This window comes from Rhodococcus shunpengi, assembly GCF_048381395.1.
Classification (GTDB): Bacteria; Actinomycetota; Actinomycetes; order Mycobacteriales; family Mycobacteriaceae; genus Rhodococcus.
The window spans coordinates 1-16,177 of sequence record NZ_JBLWIU010000015.1 but is presented as its reverse complement, the minus strand read 5'-3'; the positions used below and the strand labels follow the sequence as shown (position 1 = coordinate 16,177).

Genomic DNA, 16,177 nt, shown 5'->3' with positions numbered 1-16,177 from the left:
ATGGACTTCACCCCGAGCGTGCGGACCGAGAAGGTCCGGGCACAGGTCCGCGCCGTCATCCGTGAGCACTTCACGGATGAGGAGCGCCGCAAGGTCGCCGAATCAGGCACCCTTCACAGTTGGGCTTTCCATCGAGGCCTGGCGGCCGCCGGCATTCTCGGCGCGGCTTGGCCGGTCGAGGAAGGTGGGCAGGACTTCAGCCCCCACGAGATGGATGTGGTCACCGAGGAGGCTGCGCGCGCCGGTGTTCCGCTGGCGGCGTACTCGACGACGATGCTTGTCGCCGAGACGATTCGCCGGATGGGTTCGCAGGAACTTCGCGACCGGGTGCTTCCCGGTGTGGTGGCAGGGGAGACGATCATCGCACTGGGCTACACCGAGCCGGGCGTCGGATCCGATGTCGCCGCGGTGCGCACGCGTGCCGACAGGCGCGAAGACGGCAAGTGGGTCATCAACGGGGAGAAGGCGTTCACCACCTCGGCCGAGGTCGCGACTTATGTCTTCGTTCTGGCCCGCACGAACCCGGACGTGCCGCGCCACCGTGGGCTGAGCCTGTTTCTCGTTCCGACGTCGACTCCCGGCTTGTCGTTCTCACCGGTCCCCACCCTCGGTGGCGAGAAGTCCAACATGTCGGTCTTCGACAACGTCGTTGTAGGCGACGACGCGTTGGTCGGCGAGGTCGATGGTGGCTGGCAGACAATGATCGTGGCGCTGGACTTCGAGCGTGGCGGCGAGTTCGCGGCCGAGGTGCAGCGGCTGCTCGACCTCGTCGTCGAGTGGGTCGGCAAGAACCCGGAAGCGGTCACACCGCACATGCTCCGCCGGCTCGGGCGGGCAGCAGCAGCCACGGAAGTCTCGCGTCTGTTGGGCATCCGGACGACGGGGCTGCGCGCGGAAGGCCGTCCGGCCAACCTCGAAGGCACCATGGCCAAGCTCTACGGCACCGAAACACTGCTGAAGCACTCTTCTCGACTCCTCGACTCGCTCGGCACCCGAGGTGCGGCCCGCGCAGACGGTCTGGACCGTGAGATCGAGCATGTGTATCGACATTCGTTCGTTACAACCATCTACGGCGGCACCAGCGAAGTGCTTCGCGGAGTCCTGGCCGAACGCCGCCTCGGACTGCCGAGAGCCGGGTCGAAATCGTGACCGTCGATCCTGACACCGAACACGGACCGGGGACCGCTGACAAGTCGTTGGTGTGGTCGAACGTCTATCTGTCGTTCCCGCTGACGCAACGTGAGCGGACAGCCCTGGATTCCTACCTGCGCTCCCAGCAGTCCTCGCTCAGCATGCGATTGCGGGCAGCACTGGTCGAGACATTCCGTGAAGCCGGAGTCGAGCTCCCACAGATCGAGTGACCACCCATATTACGCAAGGCAGGATACCCATGTCCGACAGTACAACTCACGAACTGGCCCTCCTGGGACACAAGCTCGAGGTCTCTGCGGTGTCTCGTGAGACTGCCGACGCGGTTTCCATCACCTTCGAGATTCCAGCCGAACTGGACATCACCTTCTCCCACCGCGCGGGACAGTTCATCACGGTGGCAGTGCCCAGTGAGCGGGTTCCGCACGTAGCTCGCTGCTATTCCCTTTCGAGTCCGCCCGGCGGCGGTACGACGATCACGGTCAAGCGAGTCGAAGGCGGATATGCCTCCGACTGGCTCAACCGAAACGTGGCGCAGGGTGCTTCACTTCGAGTGCTGCCACCGAGTGGAAGCTTCACGGTGCCCGACTCGAGCGCCGATATCCTGCTCGCCGCAGCAGGCAGCGGCATCACTCCTGTCATGTCGATCCTGCGGTGGATGCTGCAGTCCGGCGACGGTCGAGTTGCGCTGTTCTACGCCAATCGTGACCGCGAGTCGACGATCTTTGCGGACGAACTCGACCGCCTGGCGCACGAACACCCTGATCGGCTCTCCGTGTCCCACTGGTTCGAGGACGGGCGTGGATTGCCGACCGCCGAGGCGCTTGCTCAATGGGCCGACGACCACCACGACGGTGACGTCTGGACTTGTGGGCCTGCTCCCTTCATGGAGGTCGTTGCTTCGGCAGTGACTCCGAATCGCCGTCTTCACCGCGAGGAATACCGCTCCCTCACCACGGACCCGTTCGCACCGGAACCGTCTCTCTCCGACACCGGCGAACCCGGTGATGAGGAAACGGCGGATGTGGAGGTCGAACTCGACGGCGAGACGCACCATCTGGCTTGGCCTCGCAGCAAGAACCTTGTCGAGGTACTGCTCGAGCACGGAATACAGGCACCCCATGCCTGCCGGGAAGGCTGGTGCGGGTCCTGCACCGCTCATCTCGACAAGGGTGAAGTGACCATGACCACCTCCGAAGGGCTCGATCCTGACGACGAGTCCGACGGTTACGTCCTCGGATGTCAGGCATTGCCCGTGACGGACAACCTCAAAGTCACCTTCGACTGATTTCTCCACCACTGCTGCGTACACCGAATTTCGGTGGTCAGCGCCGCACCAACTCTCGAACTGATGAAGGAATAACGAATGCAGATTCACGGCAAGACAGCACTCGTAACCGGCGGAGCGTCCGGTCTCGGGCTGGCAACAGTCCGGCGACTGGTGGCGGACGGAGCAAGAGTGGTTGCGGTCGATCTGCCCACCGCTGACCAGACTTCACTGGCCGAACTCGGCCCCGCTGCGCGCTTTGTGCCGGCAGACGTAACCGACGAAGCCGCGGTCACCGAGGCGGTGGACGCTGCCAACGACGAAGGCTCGCTCGCCATCGTGGTCAACTGCGCAGGCATCGGGAAGGCGATCAAGACAGTCGGCAAGCACGGTCCGTTCCCTCTGCCCGACTTCACGAAGACCATCGCGGTCAATCTCATCGGCACGTTCAACGTCATCCGGCTCGCCGCGGCGGCAATGGCAGACAACAAGATCGACAGCGAAGAGCGAGGCTGCATCATCAACACCGCCTCTGTCGCCGCTTTCGACGGCCAGGTGGGCCAGGCGGCGTACTCCGCGTCCAAAGGCGGGGTCGTAGGCATGACCCTTCCGGTCGCGCGCGATCTCGCCTCCCTCGGAATCCGTGTAATGACCATCGCTCCCGGCCTGTTCGAGACGCCACTGCTCGGCCTGTTGCCGGAGGACGTACGGACGTCGCTCGGCGCCCAGGTGCCGCACCCGGCCCGCCTCGGATCCCCGGACGAGTACGCGGACCTCGTGGCCTCCATCGTCGGCAACCCGATGCTCAACGGGGAGACGATCCGTCTCGACGGTGCGATCCGGATGGCGCCCCGATGACACAGGATGCCGTTCTCTATGCGGTCGACGCCGGGGTTGCCCGCGTGACGCTGAACCGACCGAACCGTCGCAACGCGATCGACCTGGCGACGATGAAACTCCTGGACGACCGGATCGAGCAGGCGGCGTCGGACACTTCGGTGGGATGTATCGTGCTCGACGGCACGGGGGACAGCTTCTGCGCCGGCGGTGATCTGGGTGCGGGCATGGACGAGATCGTCGGCGCCGCCGATGAGATGCTCGCGGCCGCGTCACGCACAGTGTCCGGATTGGTGCACGCCCCGCAGCCGGTGATCACTGCCGTCGATGGACCCGCTGTCGGCGTGGGAGCCTCATTGGCTCTTGCCAGCGATCTTGTGATCGCGACCACGCGAGCGCATTTCATTCTTCCTTTCGCAGGGATGGGGCTGATTCCGGACGGTGGTGCCACCGCGACGCTTGCCGCTTCCGTCGGACGCGCGAGAGCTATGCGGATTCTGCTGCTGCGCGAGCGAGTGACAGCCGAGGAGGCTCTGGCTGCGGGGCTGGTCTCCGTGGTGTGCGATCCGGAAGACCTCGAGGTGACGATCACCAAGTGTTCGTCCGATCTGGCTGCCGCCCCGTGGACCGCCCTTTCACGGACGAAGGCGTTCGTCAACGAGTACGCGCTCGCGGGTCTCGACCGCACACTCGAACGGGAAGCGGAAGAACAGGCGGACCGGCTTGCCTCACCGGAGTTCCGCGAAGCGATAGAGGCATTCACCGGCCGCCGTGTCGGTGCCGCAGGAACGGACAGTGCCTGATCGACCGCCACGTGAAGCGTTCGTTCGCATCACCGGCGCAGTCGATACAGGCGACCGAAGAACTGCATCCAAACGAAACATCGAAGTAGGGAGCGTCCGGCATGACCAATGCCGTCATCGTCGACATCGTCCGCACCGCGTCGGGCAAGGGTAAGCCTGGAGGGGGACTGTCGGAGGTTCACCCGGCCGACTTGCTCTCCACCGTTCTCACCGCCCTCATTACGCGTACCGGGCTCGATCCCGTCCTGGTCGACGACGTGATTGCTGGCTGTGTCAGCCAAACTCGCGACCAGGCACTCAATATCGCCCGCACCGGCCTACTCGTCGCCGGTTTCCCCGAATCCGTGCCCGGCACCTCGCTGGACCGCCAGTGTGGTTCCAGCCAGCAAGCAGTCCACTTCGCAGCCCAAGGCGTCATCGCGGGTTCATACGATATCGCCATCGCCTGTGGGGTGGAATCGATGAGCAGGGTGCCGATGGGCGCATCCTCGGCCGGGGGCGACCCGTTCGGCCCGCTCGCGAAGCGGTTTCCGAGTCTCCCGCACCAGGGCATCGGTGCCGAGTTGATCGCATCGCGGTGGAAGTTCGACCGAGAGCAGCTCGATGAGTTCTCTGCTCGTTCACACCGTCTTGCCGCCGAGCATGCAGCCTCCGGCGCGTTCGACAACGAAATCGTCCCGGTCACGCTCCCGAACGGGGGTCAGCACACGGTCGACGAGACCGTGCGCGCGAACACGACCGTCGAAGGACTCGCAGGTCTGCGGCCGGCCTTCGAGGACCCGGCCATGGGCGAGCGCTACCCCGAGATCAACTGGGTGATCACGCCCGGCAACTCCTCGCCGCTGACCGACGGCGCCTCGGCTGCGTTGATCATGAGTGAGGAGAAGGCAAGTGCGCTGGGTCTGACCCCTCGGGCTCGCCTGCACTCCTTCGCCGTCGTCGGCTCCGATCCGGAGATCATGCTGACCGGACCGATTCCGGCGACCGAGAAGGTGCTGGCACGCTCCGGCTTGTCGATCGACGATATCGACGCCTACGAGGTCAATGAGGCTTTCGCGCCCGTGCCGCTCGCGTGGGCCGCCGACCTCCACGCCGATCCTGCGAAGCTGAACCCGCGCGGTGGAGCGATTGCACTCGGCCACCCCCTCGGTGGTTCCGGCACCCGTCTCATGGCGACCCTCATCAACCACCTCGAGGCTACCGGCGGCCGTTACGGCCTCCAGACCATGTGCGAGGGCGGCGGCATGGCCAACGCGACGATCATCGAGAGGATCTGACAGAAATGACGCGGACATACGGCGACTTGGGTCAACTCGAGATCACCAACGAGAACGGTGTCTTCACTATCGAAATCGGTGGTCTCGACGGTCCCACGCACGCGGCCTTGGGCAAGGTCTTCCGGATGGCGCACGAGTCGGACGCCAATGTTGTGGTGGTCACGGGCAAGGATCGCACGTTCCTCAACCCCAAGATGTACGACCAGGAATGGCTGCACAGCCATGCGGGCAACATCGAGCAAAGTCTCCTCACCCTCAAGGAGACCGAGGATCTCAACCGAGACCTCATCGCGTGCGAAAAGATCACGATTGCCAAGGTGTACGCCCCCGGTGCACACAGCCTCGGTGCCGCGATCGCCCTCGGATGCGATTTCGTCGTAGCCGCGGACGATGCGACTTTCAGCGACCCGCACATGTCGAAGTGGGGTAGCCCTCCCGGTGACGGCGGATCGGTCGTGTGGCCGCTGCGGATCGGACTCGGGCGTGCCCGCGAGTTTCTGCTGTTGGACCGCGTATGCACCGCCAAAGAAGGCGTGGAGATGGGCCTGATCGACCGGGCCGTGCCGGCCGACCAGGTAGAGGCCGAAGTCGATACCATGGTGCAGAAGTTGCTGTCCTACAATCAGTTCAGCCTGCGGTCGTCGAAGAAGTGGTTGAACAACTACGTGCAGCACGCCCAGATGCTGGTCGGAACTGGGGCACTGTTCGCCGAGGGCATGGCAGGCCGGGTGCAGTCCGCGCAGAACATCGCCCGGAACTTCGACGAGTACGGCAAGGAATTGAAAGAGCGCGACTACGGTGCGTGATCGCGTTCTGTAGATGCGATGAACCCCGGGCAGGAGATCAGGTGCAACCCACCTCCTGCCCGGGGTTCTTTCTATATACGGCTTATCGTCCCGGGAACTGTCAGCTTGTCAGTAGACGGTCGTGCCGCCGTCGACGGCCATCGCGAGACCGGTCGTCCATGTGGACTCGTCCGAGACCAGGTAGAGAATCGCATTGGAGATCTCGCGGGGCTCCATGAAGGAGGGGTTGCCCTTCTTCCAGTTGCTGTACATCGCGAGGAGTCCGGGGTTCTCTGCATCGAGTTCTTGAATGCCGCCGCCGGCTCGATTTCCCAACGGCGTGTCGACCGGGCCGGGGTGGATGGAGTTCGCGCGGATACCGTGGTCGGCCAACTCCATGGCGAAGGTCTTTGCGAGAGCGGTGACGCCCGCCTTGGACGCGTTGTAGGGGGCCGCGAAGGGGCCTGCCTTCATCCCGTTGGTGGAGCTCACCAGGACGATCGAGCCCCCGTTGCCGGCGTCGACCATCGCGGGGGCAGAGGCCCGCACGGTGTTCCACACCCCTGTGAGGTTGATGTCGATCGTGGTTTGCCATTCGTCCTGGGAGTAGCCGTGCCAGTGGTTGCCGATCGCGATTCCCGCGTTGGCGATGATGGCGTCCAGACGTCCGCCCAGCGCGGCCACGCCCTGCTGGACAACTTCTTCCAGCCGAGCGATATCTCGCACGTCGGCTTTCTCGGCGACGATGCGACGGCCGGTCTTCTCCACCAGTTTGACCGTTTCGGCCAGGTCGTCCTCTGTGGCGCCGGGGTAGTAGCCCTCGATCTGGGGGATCGTCTCGCAGATATCCACGGCGATGATGTCGGCACCTTCCTCGGCCAGGCACACCGCGTGACTGCGGCCCTGTCCTCGAGCGGCGCCGGTGATGAAGGCGACCTTGCCTTCCATGCGACCTGTCATCTCTGACTCCTTTTGTTGTGGGCCGCTTTTCGGCCAACAGACCATGGTTGACCGCGACCGATCAGGGTGATCCATACCATACAACCATTACGTATCAATGCAAAGTGTATAGAAAGAAACAAGGTGCAGAATGGTGCGGTTGGCGGTCGGTGCGCCTTCCGCGTTGTCCTCGTAGGCTGGCCGCAATCGCGAGCGCCGCGCAGCAGCAGCGACGGACCATCGCATGAGGAGCATCCGCAACAGTGGGGGTATCGCGCCGCTGCAGAACTGGTCGGCTTCCTGATCAACACGGTCATCGACTCGGGCGGACCCGATAACTTCCGTACATCGGCCGCCGCTGAGGGGTGTTCCCGTGGCCGACACTGTCGAAGGGTTCGACCGTGGTAGTCGAGTGCTTGTGTTCGAGAGTCTCTCGTCAGGGCCGAAACGCCAGTTCATCCCGACGCTTTTCGGTGCCGCACGGGCGAGCTGCGGCAGTGAACGAGCCGAACGATCGTGCCGCAAAATGCGATTCGCAGTTGTCAGCGGGGCGCATGGAAATCGGCAAGGATCCACCAGGGCTCATCATGGCAGGGGTCTTCCCATCTCCGCCGCTTCCGAGTTCCTCACGGCGCACGCGCGCAGGCCTCGAGTCGGCGCTGCGCAGTAGAGGATCGTCTCGTGAGTTTCATCGCCCGGAGGGCACTGCGATACCCGGCGCAGAGCCCCTGATACACAGGCCTCGCGCTCTGGGTCGTCTGCCGCGCCCGGCACCGCGCTTCCTCCGGCGAGTCATCAGGCAAGGGCAGGGTCGGGTCAGGGACAGCTGACCAGATCGTGCGCTCGCGTGCCCATCGCTGCCAGGGGGATGCCGAGTTCTGCGCGTGCCCGCAGCCACCCGCTCGCCCGATATCGGGGGTCCGCGGTGTACTCGAGGATCCCGTCCAGAATGGTCCTGATCTTCTCCGGGCCGTACTTCTCGCCGAGCTCGAACGGGCCGGCCGGATAACCCAGCCCCAGCCTCGCACCGAGATCGATATCGCGTGGGGTCCCGATCGACTGCTCTGCAAGGGCACACCCCAGATTGACGATCGCCGCAAGGATGCGCTGCGCAACCGGAGCAGGACCGTCCGAGGTGACCGTCACCGAGGGGCTGGCAGCGGCGATCGCCTGAATGGCCGCCTTGCCCGCGGCGACGTCCAGGGACGGCGGCACGATGACGACGGTCCGCTCGGTGCCGATGCTCAGCGGATCTATGCCGATGGTGCGGCAGGGGTCCGTTCCGGCGGCCACTGCAGCTCGATGAACCGGCACGCCGAGAGGAGTGACGACCGAGACGGCCTCCGCCGTGGCTTCTCGGCTCAAGAGAACTCCTGCTTGCTGCAAGGATTCGATCAGTGCTTCGTTTTCGACCGGGTGAAGGGGGACTGCTGTGGCGCATGGCGTGATCACTTGTTCTGGCGGTGTCAGCTGCCGCCCGTCTGCGTAGCTGTAGAAGCCTTCACCGGTTTTGCGGCCGAACAAGTGCGCGGAGACTCGTCCTGCGGCGAGAGGAGACGGCCGCAGGCGGGGGTCGCCGTAGAAGCCGGTTGCGACGTTTGTCATCACGGGGTGGGAGACATCGAGTCCCGTCAGATCCATCAGTTCGAAGGGGCCCATCTTCAGTCCGAGTACGTCACGGACGATGCGGTCGATGTCTGCCACAGGGGCGACGTTCTCCGCGAGCGCGGCGAGTGATTCGGTCAGTAATGCGCGGCCCAGGTGGTTTACGAGGAATCCGGGGGTGTCGCGGGCAATGATCGGGGTGTGGCCGACACGCTCGGTGAATTCACGGCATGCGGTCACCACTTCCGCGTCTGTTCGAATGCCCGGAATGATCTCCACCAGCTTCATCAAGGGGACCGGATTGAAGAAGTGAAGTCCGATGAGCTTTTCCGGGCGGGACAGGCCTCCACCGATGGCGGAGATCGGAATCGAGCTGGTGTTCGACGCCAGCAGGGCGTGCGGCGCCGCCGATTCGAGGTCTCGGAACAGGCGCTGTTTGACCTCGAGGTTCTCGACAACGGCTTCGATGACGAGGTCGACGGTGTCGGTCGGATCGGTCGGTTGGATGCCCGTGCGGATACGCTCGATCACGGCTTGGGCATCCGAGGCCGTCCGTGTTCCTTTCTCGACGGACCGTAGCAGTATCGAGGTGATGAACTCGACGGCTTCGTCTACGGCTTCGGCTGAGACGTCGGTGAGTTCGACGGTGATTCCTGCGGTAGCTGCGGTCTGAGCGATTCCGCGTCCCATCGTTCCAGCGCCGATGATGCGAATAGTGTTGATCACGTCCTGCGTCCTTTTCTGGCTTCTGATGCCGGTTGCGACGTCGTCATGGTCCGGCGGTTCGGGCAGTTGATGCGTGATTGGCGGTATATCCGGACGTGCCTCTGCTTCGGGTCCGTCCCTGCCTGTCAGGTCTGCTGATGGGTCAGACGGTAACGACGAAGGTATGTGAGGTGCTCGATGATCGCTGCTTCCCCTGCGTCCGGGTCCTGACCCTTGATTGCGCGCAGAATGGAAGAGTGTTGGCGGACGGTTTCCCGTCCCACGTCGGGGGATGGATCCAGTTGATGTACGGGTTCGGTGGTGTGATGAAGAGCCGCGACACAGGAGGCAAGGATTCGGTTTCCTGACGCGCGTGCAATGAGCGTGTGGAAGCGGCGAGCGAGGTCGAGCATGTCGGGATCGGCCACCGATGCCGACTGCTGCTCCTGAACGATCCGGGCGAGTTCCGCCAGTTGCGATTCGGTTCGATTGACTGCCGCCAATCTCACGGCGGGCACTTCCAGGTGTTGTCTCATGTCGGCAACTTCTTCGAAGTCGATCTTGCCAAAGGCCAACAGATTGGTGACCGTCTCTGCCATGACTGTGCCAAGCGAGTGGTAGTCGACCGATTGAACGAAGTTGCCGCCTCGTGCGCCGGGCACCTTGGTGATCAAACGCTGCGAACTCAGCACTCGTAGGGCTTCACGGAGTGTCGTTCGGCTTACGTTGAACTGGCGAGCAAGTTCGGCTTCGGCCGGAAGCATGTCGCCGCTTTTCAATTCGCCGGAGAGGATGGCGGTGCGTAACGCGTCTTCGACCTGTTCACGTGGCCGTCGTACGGCTTCGCCGATCACTGTGCGCCGCCTGCTGCCCTCAGTCATGCCCATCCCGTGCGTATTGCCGTTAATGTTCGACCTTTTCAGATCGGCCCACGGTATCACCGGAGGAAGGCGGTGTTCAGGTGGAACACCGCGTGAACCGTACCATGTGTAACATTTTGCACGCTATGTAAATATCATTTAGGATCGGATCGTCGATGTGGTACGCGCAACATTCGAATCCCATCGCATGGTGTTCGGCAACGGGCGTGCACCGAACTCGAGGGAGGGACGAACGGCCGGTGGATCCCGAACGGATCACGACTGCGGAGGCATCGGAAACCGTCCGGTGCTGCACGAACGAGGATTCATCGAGGATGATGTGGGCGAACGCCTCGTGGCATGGCATCGCCGCGAGCTGCTGCCGACCTTCGAACGGTCATCGTCGCCCTGAACGCGGTCTGTTCCGTGTTGCACCGGACTTCAATGTGCTCAGAAGGGAATCGTCATGACCGCGCGCATTCACGCTCCTCTGGCGGAGATTCTCGTCGGGCAGTACACACCGATCGACGACGCCACCGCTTCGGCGTGGAGAACAGCGGGGTACTGGGCAGGCGAGAGTGTCCGGTCGTTGCTCGGCGCCGCTGCTCGGAAACACCCCGAACGTGTGGCGTTGGTAGGTCTGCGCAGCGACGGGACACGGACGACACGTACGTACCGCGAGTACCACCAGAATGCGCATCACGCCGCCGGCGTCTTTGCGTCACTAGGTGTCGGTGCGGGCGACTCGGTCGTCGTAATGCTCCCGAACTGGATCGAATATCCCGAGATGGTGCTGGGAATCAATGAGATCGGCGCTATCTATACCGGGATCCCTGTCGCCTACGGTGAGATGCAGGCCGCAGCGATTCTGCGGCGAAGCCGGGCCAGGGTGCTCGTCATTCCCCGCAGATGGCGCAGCAACGACCATCTGGCGTTGTCCCGCAGGCTCCGCACCGCGATCCCGACACTCGAACACGTGATCATCGTCGATGGCGACGGCACCGATCTGCGGGATGGGGAGTCGTTGTGGTCCGATCATGCCGACGTTCCCCTCCGTGAGTTCGCAGATCCGGACCCGGCTGCTGTGTGCTATCTGGGTTTCACCTCCGGTACGACCGGAGAGCCGAAGGGGGCCATGCACAGCCATGACACTTTGCTGTACTCGGTGCGCGCACTAGCCGAGCACGTAGGCCCGGCAGTGTACGGCGAGCCGATGGTCCAGCTCGTCGCTTCGCCGGTCGGTCACCACACCGGGTTCGTCTGGGGAATCGTCCTCACCCTCCATCTCGCCGGTACTGCCGTCCACGTGGATCGGTGGGAGCCGGAGTGGGGCGTCGAGGTCATTCGCAACGAAGGTGTCACCACATTCTTCGGCGCGCCGACATTCCTGCAGGACATGATGCGCACCGATCTCGCCGGCGATTCCAGAAGTCCTTTGAAATGCCTTGTCGTCGCCGGATCTTCGGTCCCTCGGAACCTGCCCGCCCAAGCGCAGGCCGCGCTCGGAGGGTACGTCTGTCCGGCGTGGGGTATGACGGAGTGCAGCATCGTCCTTTCGTGCACCCCAACAGAACCCGCAGAGATCCAGCAGACCGATGGAGCGGCGGTTGCCGGGTCGGAGTTCCGCATCATCGACGCGGCCGGGCATGATGTCCTCGCGGGTGAAGTCGGCGAGCTCCTCGTGCGTAGTCCGGCTCTCCTGTACGGATACTACGATCGACAGGACGCCACCGAGGCCTCCTACCTCCCTGGCCTGTGGTTCCGGACCGGGGACCGTGCCAGCATGGACGAACGCGGTTGGGTTTCGCTTCGAGGACGCGCCAAAGACATTGTCATTCGCGGTGGGGAGAACATTCCGGTCACCGATGTCGAATCGGTGATCTTCGATCATCCCGATGTGGCGAACGCCGCCGTGATCGGTGTTCCTGATGACCGGCTCGGTGAACGTGTCTGCGCCGTGGTCGTGCTCGAGGAGGGGCGGGAAGACCTCACCGTCGAATCCCTGGGCGAATTCCTCATGTCCCACGGCCTCTCCAAGCACTACCTACCCGAGCGAGTGGTGATCTTGCCGGCGCTGCCGATGACGCAGAGCGGCAAAATTCAGAAGTTCAAACTTCGGGAGATGACGGCATGAGCGCATCTGCGTATTCTCTCGACGCAGCCTCGTCACCCTCGCCGAATGCCGTACGCGCTGAACCGGTCGAGACAACACGTGCGAAAACGGTGTGGACTCTGCTCGCGCGGCGAGCTCCTCACATTCATCGGATTCGTCGGTCCGGCGCATTGCCACGTCGGCGGATCGGTTTGTGCTCCGGTTGCGGGGCTCGGCCCGAGATCTCCCCTCCATCCGACTTCCAGCACTGAAAGGAAGACCTATGCGCGCAGCGCTCGTCAAGGAATTCGGTCCCCCGACCACTCTGGTGGTGGAGGACACTGCCAATCCGGTTGCGGGGCCCCGTGAGGTCGTTATCGAAGTCGGTGCGGTGAGTGTCAATTTCCCCGACATTATGCTGGTAGAGGGCACCTACCAACATCTCCCGCCGCGACCGTTCAGTCCCGGCAAGGAAGCCGCCGGGCGCGTGATCGCTGTCGGCGATGAAGTCGAGCGCATCTCTGTGGGCCAGCGCGTTCTTGCACTCGTCGAGGTCGGTGGGTACGCCGAACAAGTTGTGGTCCCTGAGGACCTTGTCATGGAGCTGCCGGACGACATCGGTTTCGAGGAGGCCGCTGCGGCAGGGCTGGTGTACTCGACTGCTTACTTCGGCTTGAGGCGGCGAGGCCGACTCGAACCGGGGGAGACGGTGCTGATCACCGGCGCCGGCGGTGGGATCGGCTCCGCGGGTGTGCAACTTGCCAAGGCTTGGGGCGCCCGGGTCATCGCGCTCGCGCAGGACGAGGCCAGGGGTGAGCTCGCCAGGAAACAAGGCGCCGATATCGTGCTGATTTCTACCCCGGACACGTTACGGGATGATCTTTTGGCTGCCACCGAGGGCCAGGGAGTAGATGTCGTTCTGGAGACACTCGGCGGTGAATTTCTGCTACCGATCATTCGGGCCACCGCATGGGAAGGTCGAATCGTCGTCGTCGGATTCGCTTCAGGAGGACAGAACCCGGTCAAGCCCGGCCACGTTCTCGTCAAGAACATCAGCATCATCGGACTACAGAGCAGCGACTATCACGATCGCTGTCCTGACCTCGTGCGATCGGCCATGGCCGAAGTCTTCGACCTGTTCGGTCGAGGAAAGTTGAACGCTGCAGTGGACACGATCTTCCCACTCGAGCAGGCAGCTGACGCACTGCAATACCTCAAAGACGGCAAGGCACGCGGAAAGATCGTCATCACCACCGGGCTGGGGTAGCCATCTTTCGGGACGACGGGTCGTCGCACACGGCACTGTGTACTCGCGAGCCGGTGCGACGATCTCGTGAACTCGGTCCCGGCGTTGAATCTGTTCGGGACGCAGGATCGGCCGGATCCGAGGATCGAGGAGCTGTCCGCGCCGCAGCCTTGACTCCGCACCGAGGGAACCATGGCCACTGGAAGGGCGAGTCCTTCAACCAAGACGTGAGCTTTCGACCGCGTCAGCGTCTGAATCGAGATCGGCACGTGGACCGGTGAGGGCGCGGAGCAGTGCCCCCTTACGAAGAACTGACGGAGTGATCGTATGCAACTACTCATGATTCGACACGCGCAGCCGGAACGATCGATCGACACGGCCGACCCGGGCCTGACCGACCTGGGACGCAGGCAGGCGGCAGAGTTGTGCCACGCGACAGATTCAGGCCGGGTCGCACGGATCTTCGTCAGTCCTCAGCGACGAGCTCAGCAGACCGCGGAGCCTCTGAGTCGGTTATGCGGCATCGTTCCGGAAATCGAGCCGGGACTCGCAGAGTACGACGTGGACCATCATTACTACATTCCGTTTCACGAGGCGGCTCAGAAGGATCCGGATACATACGAACGAATCCGAGCGGGACTGCTGCCCCGGTACGTAGACCAGACGGCGTTCCGAACCCGAGTGGTGGATTCCGTGCAACGGGTCGCTGCAGCGGCATCCCATGATGAGACCGTCGCGGTGATCTCACACGGAGGTGTGATCAACGCTTTGTTCCAGCAGATACTCGGTCTGGAAAAACCGATGACGTTCGCGCTGGAATACGTCTCCGTCTCACGTGTCTTCATTTCTCGAGACGGAACCATGAAGGTGGCCTCGATCAACGAGACTTCCCATGTGCGGGAAGAGCTCCGTGACCGACCCCGGTTCATCGGAGATGCGTTGGCGCGCGCGGCAGCTCGTGAGAAGCGGGATGGGGACAGGGTGTAGAAGGTCGAGTGGCCCAAGCACTTCGGATCCTAGGAACCACTGGGGGTCCTGGTCGAGATGGTGGGACTAACGACCCCGAGGGGTCGGGTTCGATCCGCAGACTTGAGATTGGTAATAGACAAAGCGTTGAATGTCGGACATTATGATCCGAGATATACATGCTGCGGGACTCAGCTCATAAGTCCACTCCTATAGCAATGTTCGCCAGGAATGACTGGCCTTATCGAGGAGTTGAGAGGTGTGAAAGCCGAAAGCACTCCAGTCCATGGCGTTGAGATGAGGCGTCCGACCGTCGGCGTGGTTCGTGAGACGAACGACGGGGAACGGCGGGTCGCGCTCGTACCGAAGATCGTGCCCTCCTTGATCGGCAAGGGCCTCGACGTCGTCGTCGAGTCCGGTGCCGGCCAGGGCGCGCTGATCCCGGATGCGGCGTACAAGGAAGCCGGCGCGAGTGTCGGCGACGCCTGGTCGGCCGACATCGTCGTCAAGGTCGCTGCGCCGAGCGACGCCGAGATCGCCCACCTGACCTCCGGTCAGCGGCTGATCGGCTTTCTCGCCCCGCGCAACGCCGACAATCAGATCGGCGCTCTGACCCGCGCCGGAGTCGAGGCGTACGCCGTCGAGGCCATTCCGCGTATCTCCCGCGCCCAGGTCATGGATGCCCTGTCGTCGCAGGCGAACGTCGCCGGCTACAAGGCCGTGCTGGTCGCGGCGAGCGAATCGACGCGCTTTTTCCCGATGCTCACCACCGCTGCCGGCACCGTGAAGCCGGCGACCGTGCTGGTGCTCGGTGTGGGTGTGGCGGGTCTGCAGGCGCTGGCCACGGCGAAGCGTCTCGGTGGCCGCACCACCGGGTACGACGTGCGTCCCGAGGTCGCCGACCAGGTCCGCTCGGTCGGTGCCCAGTGGCTCGACCTCGGTATCGACGCCGCCGGTGAGGGCGGCTACGCACGCGAGCTCACCGAGGCCGAGCGGGCCCAGCAGCAGCAGGCGCTCGAAGATGCCATCAAGGGCTTCGACGTCGTGATCACCACCGCGCTCGTGCCGGGCCGCCCGGCGCCGCGCCTGGTGACCGCCGCCGCGGTCGAGGGGATGAAGCCGGGTTCGGTGATCGTCGACCTCGCCGGCGAGACCGGTGGCAACTGCGAACTCACCGAGCCGGGGCAGACCGTCGTCAAGCACGATGTGACCATCTGCTCGCCGCTCAATCTGCCCGCGACGATGCCGGAGCATGCCTCCGAGCTCTACTCGAAGAACGTGTACGCGCTGATCGAGCTGCTGCTCGACGAGTCCGGTGCCCTGGCCCCGGACTTCTCGGACGAGATCCTCGCGGCCGCCTGCGTGACGCGTTCGGACTCGTTGGTAGCGGCAGGGGCAAGCCGATGAGCACTGTGATCGACAAGATCTTTACTACGCCGATGTCGTGGTTGCTGGCGATTCCTGTTGTCCTTGCGGACCGACTGCTGTCGACGGATGTGTCCGACGCCCCGTACTGGGACCACGCGCCTATGCCTGGATCGAGGTTCTGACATGTACAACGAACTACTCGCGAACATCGCGATTCTGGTCCTGGCCGGATTCGTCGGTTTCGCCGTCATCTCCAAGGTGCCGAACACGCTGCACAC

At 63.6% G+C, this 16,177-nt stretch carries 15 protein-coding genes; 12 read left to right on the top strand and 3 right to left on the bottom strand.

From position 1 onward, the window contains the following. The 7 genes from ACNJ7K_RS10620 to ACNJ7K_RS10590 all read left to right on the top strand — a co-directional run bounded on the left by ACNJ7K_RS10620 (position 1) and on the right by ACNJ7K_RS10590 (position 6,139). A complete protein-coding gene (locus ACNJ7K_RS10620) occupies positions 1–1,149 on the top strand; it encodes an acyl-CoA dehydrogenase family protein (RefSeq protein WP_487041633.1) in 1,149 nt (382 codons plus the stop codon). Further along, entirely contained in the window at positions 1,146–1,361 is a 216-nt protein-coding gene (locus tag ACNJ7K_RS10615; protein ID WP_487041632.1) for a hypothetical protein, read from the top strand. Before ACNJ7K_RS10620 ends, ACNJ7K_RS10615 begins: the two co-directional genes overlap by 4 nt. Positions 1,362–1,390: 29 nt before the next feature. Further along, entirely contained in the window at positions 1,391–2,437 is a 1,047-nt protein-coding gene (locus ACNJ7K_RS10610) for a 2Fe-2S iron-sulfur cluster-binding protein (protein WP_487041631.1), read from the top strand. A gap of 78 nt (positions 2,438–2,515) precedes the next feature. After that, entirely contained in the window at positions 2,516–3,274 is a 759-nt protein-coding gene (locus tag ACNJ7K_RS10605) for a 3-hydroxyacyl-CoA dehydrogenase (RefSeq protein ID WP_487041630.1), read from the top strand. Further along, positions 3,271–4,056, top strand: a complete 786-nt coding sequence (locus tag ACNJ7K_RS10600) for an enoyl-CoA hydratase-related protein (RefSeq protein WP_487041629.1) — start codon at positions 3,271–3,273, stop codon at positions 4,054–4,056. The genes ACNJ7K_RS10605 and ACNJ7K_RS10600 overlap by 4 nt, the downstream gene beginning before the upstream one ends. Positions 4,057–4,157: 101 nt before the next feature. Continuing rightward, positions 4,158–5,333, top strand: coding sequence for a thiolase family protein (locus tag ACNJ7K_RS10595; protein WP_487041628.1), 1,176 nt, complete (start codon positions 4,158–4,160; stop codon positions 5,331–5,333). A gap of 5 nt (positions 5,334–5,338) precedes the next feature. Further along, complete coding sequence (locus ACNJ7K_RS10590; protein ID WP_487041627.1) at positions 5,339–6,139, top strand: enoyl-CoA hydratase/isomerase family protein; 801 nt, start codon at positions 5,339–5,341, stop codon at positions 6,137–6,139. Positions 6,140–6,247: 108 nt separating this feature from the next. Here the strand turns inward: ACNJ7K_RS10590 and ACNJ7K_RS10585 are convergent, their stop codons facing one another. The 3 genes from ACNJ7K_RS10585 to ACNJ7K_RS10575 form a co-directional block, all read right to left on the bottom strand. After that, positions 6,248–7,078, bottom strand: coding sequence for a mycofactocin-coupled SDR family oxidoreductase (locus ACNJ7K_RS10585; RefSeq protein ID WP_487041626.1), 831 nt, complete (start codon positions 7,076–7,078; stop codon positions 6,248–6,250). 795 nt (positions 7,079–7,873) lie between these two features. Next, positions 7,874–9,388, bottom strand: a complete 1,515-nt coding sequence (locus ACNJ7K_RS10580; RefSeq protein WP_487041625.1) for a 3-hydroxyacyl-CoA dehydrogenase — start codon at positions 9,386–9,388, stop codon at positions 7,874–7,876. A 125-nt stretch (positions 9,389–9,513) separates the two neighbouring features. Beyond that, entirely contained in the window at positions 9,514–10,248 is a 735-nt protein-coding gene (locus ACNJ7K_RS10575) for a FadR/GntR family transcriptional regulator (protein WP_487041624.1), read from the bottom strand. A gap of 445 nt (positions 10,249–10,693) precedes the next feature. Between ACNJ7K_RS10575 and ACNJ7K_RS10570 the strand changes: the two genes are divergently transcribed. The 5 genes from ACNJ7K_RS10570 to ACNJ7K_RS10550 form a co-directional block, all read left to right on the top strand. Continuing rightward, positions 10,694–12,361, top strand: coding sequence for an AMP-binding protein (locus ACNJ7K_RS10570; protein ID WP_487041623.1), 1,668 nt, complete (start codon positions 10,694–10,696; stop codon positions 12,359–12,361). Between the two features lie 241 nt (positions 12,362–12,602). Continuing rightward, a complete protein-coding gene (locus ACNJ7K_RS10565) occupies positions 12,603–13,586 on the top strand; it encodes an NADPH:quinone oxidoreductase family protein (RefSeq protein WP_487041622.1) in 984 nt (327 codons plus the stop codon). Positions 13,587–13,892: 306 nt separating this feature from the next. Continuing rightward, complete coding sequence (locus tag ACNJ7K_RS10560) at positions 13,893–14,552, top strand: histidine phosphatase family protein (protein ID WP_487041621.1); 660 nt, start codon at positions 13,893–13,895, stop codon at positions 14,550–14,552. 276 nt (positions 14,553–14,828) lie between these two features. After that, positions 14,829–15,938 carry a Re/Si-specific NAD(P)(+) transhydrogenase subunit alpha gene (locus ACNJ7K_RS10555; protein ID WP_487041620.1) on the top strand — a complete coding sequence of 370 codons (1,110 nt, stop codon included), beginning with the start codon at positions 14,829–14,831 and terminating at the stop codon, positions 15,936–15,938. Between the two features lie 144 nt (positions 15,939–16,082). Then, positions 16,083–16,177: proton-translocating transhydrogenase family protein (locus ACNJ7K_RS10550; RefSeq protein ID WP_487041704.1), on the top strand; the 95-nt coding region annotated here is incomplete at its 3' end.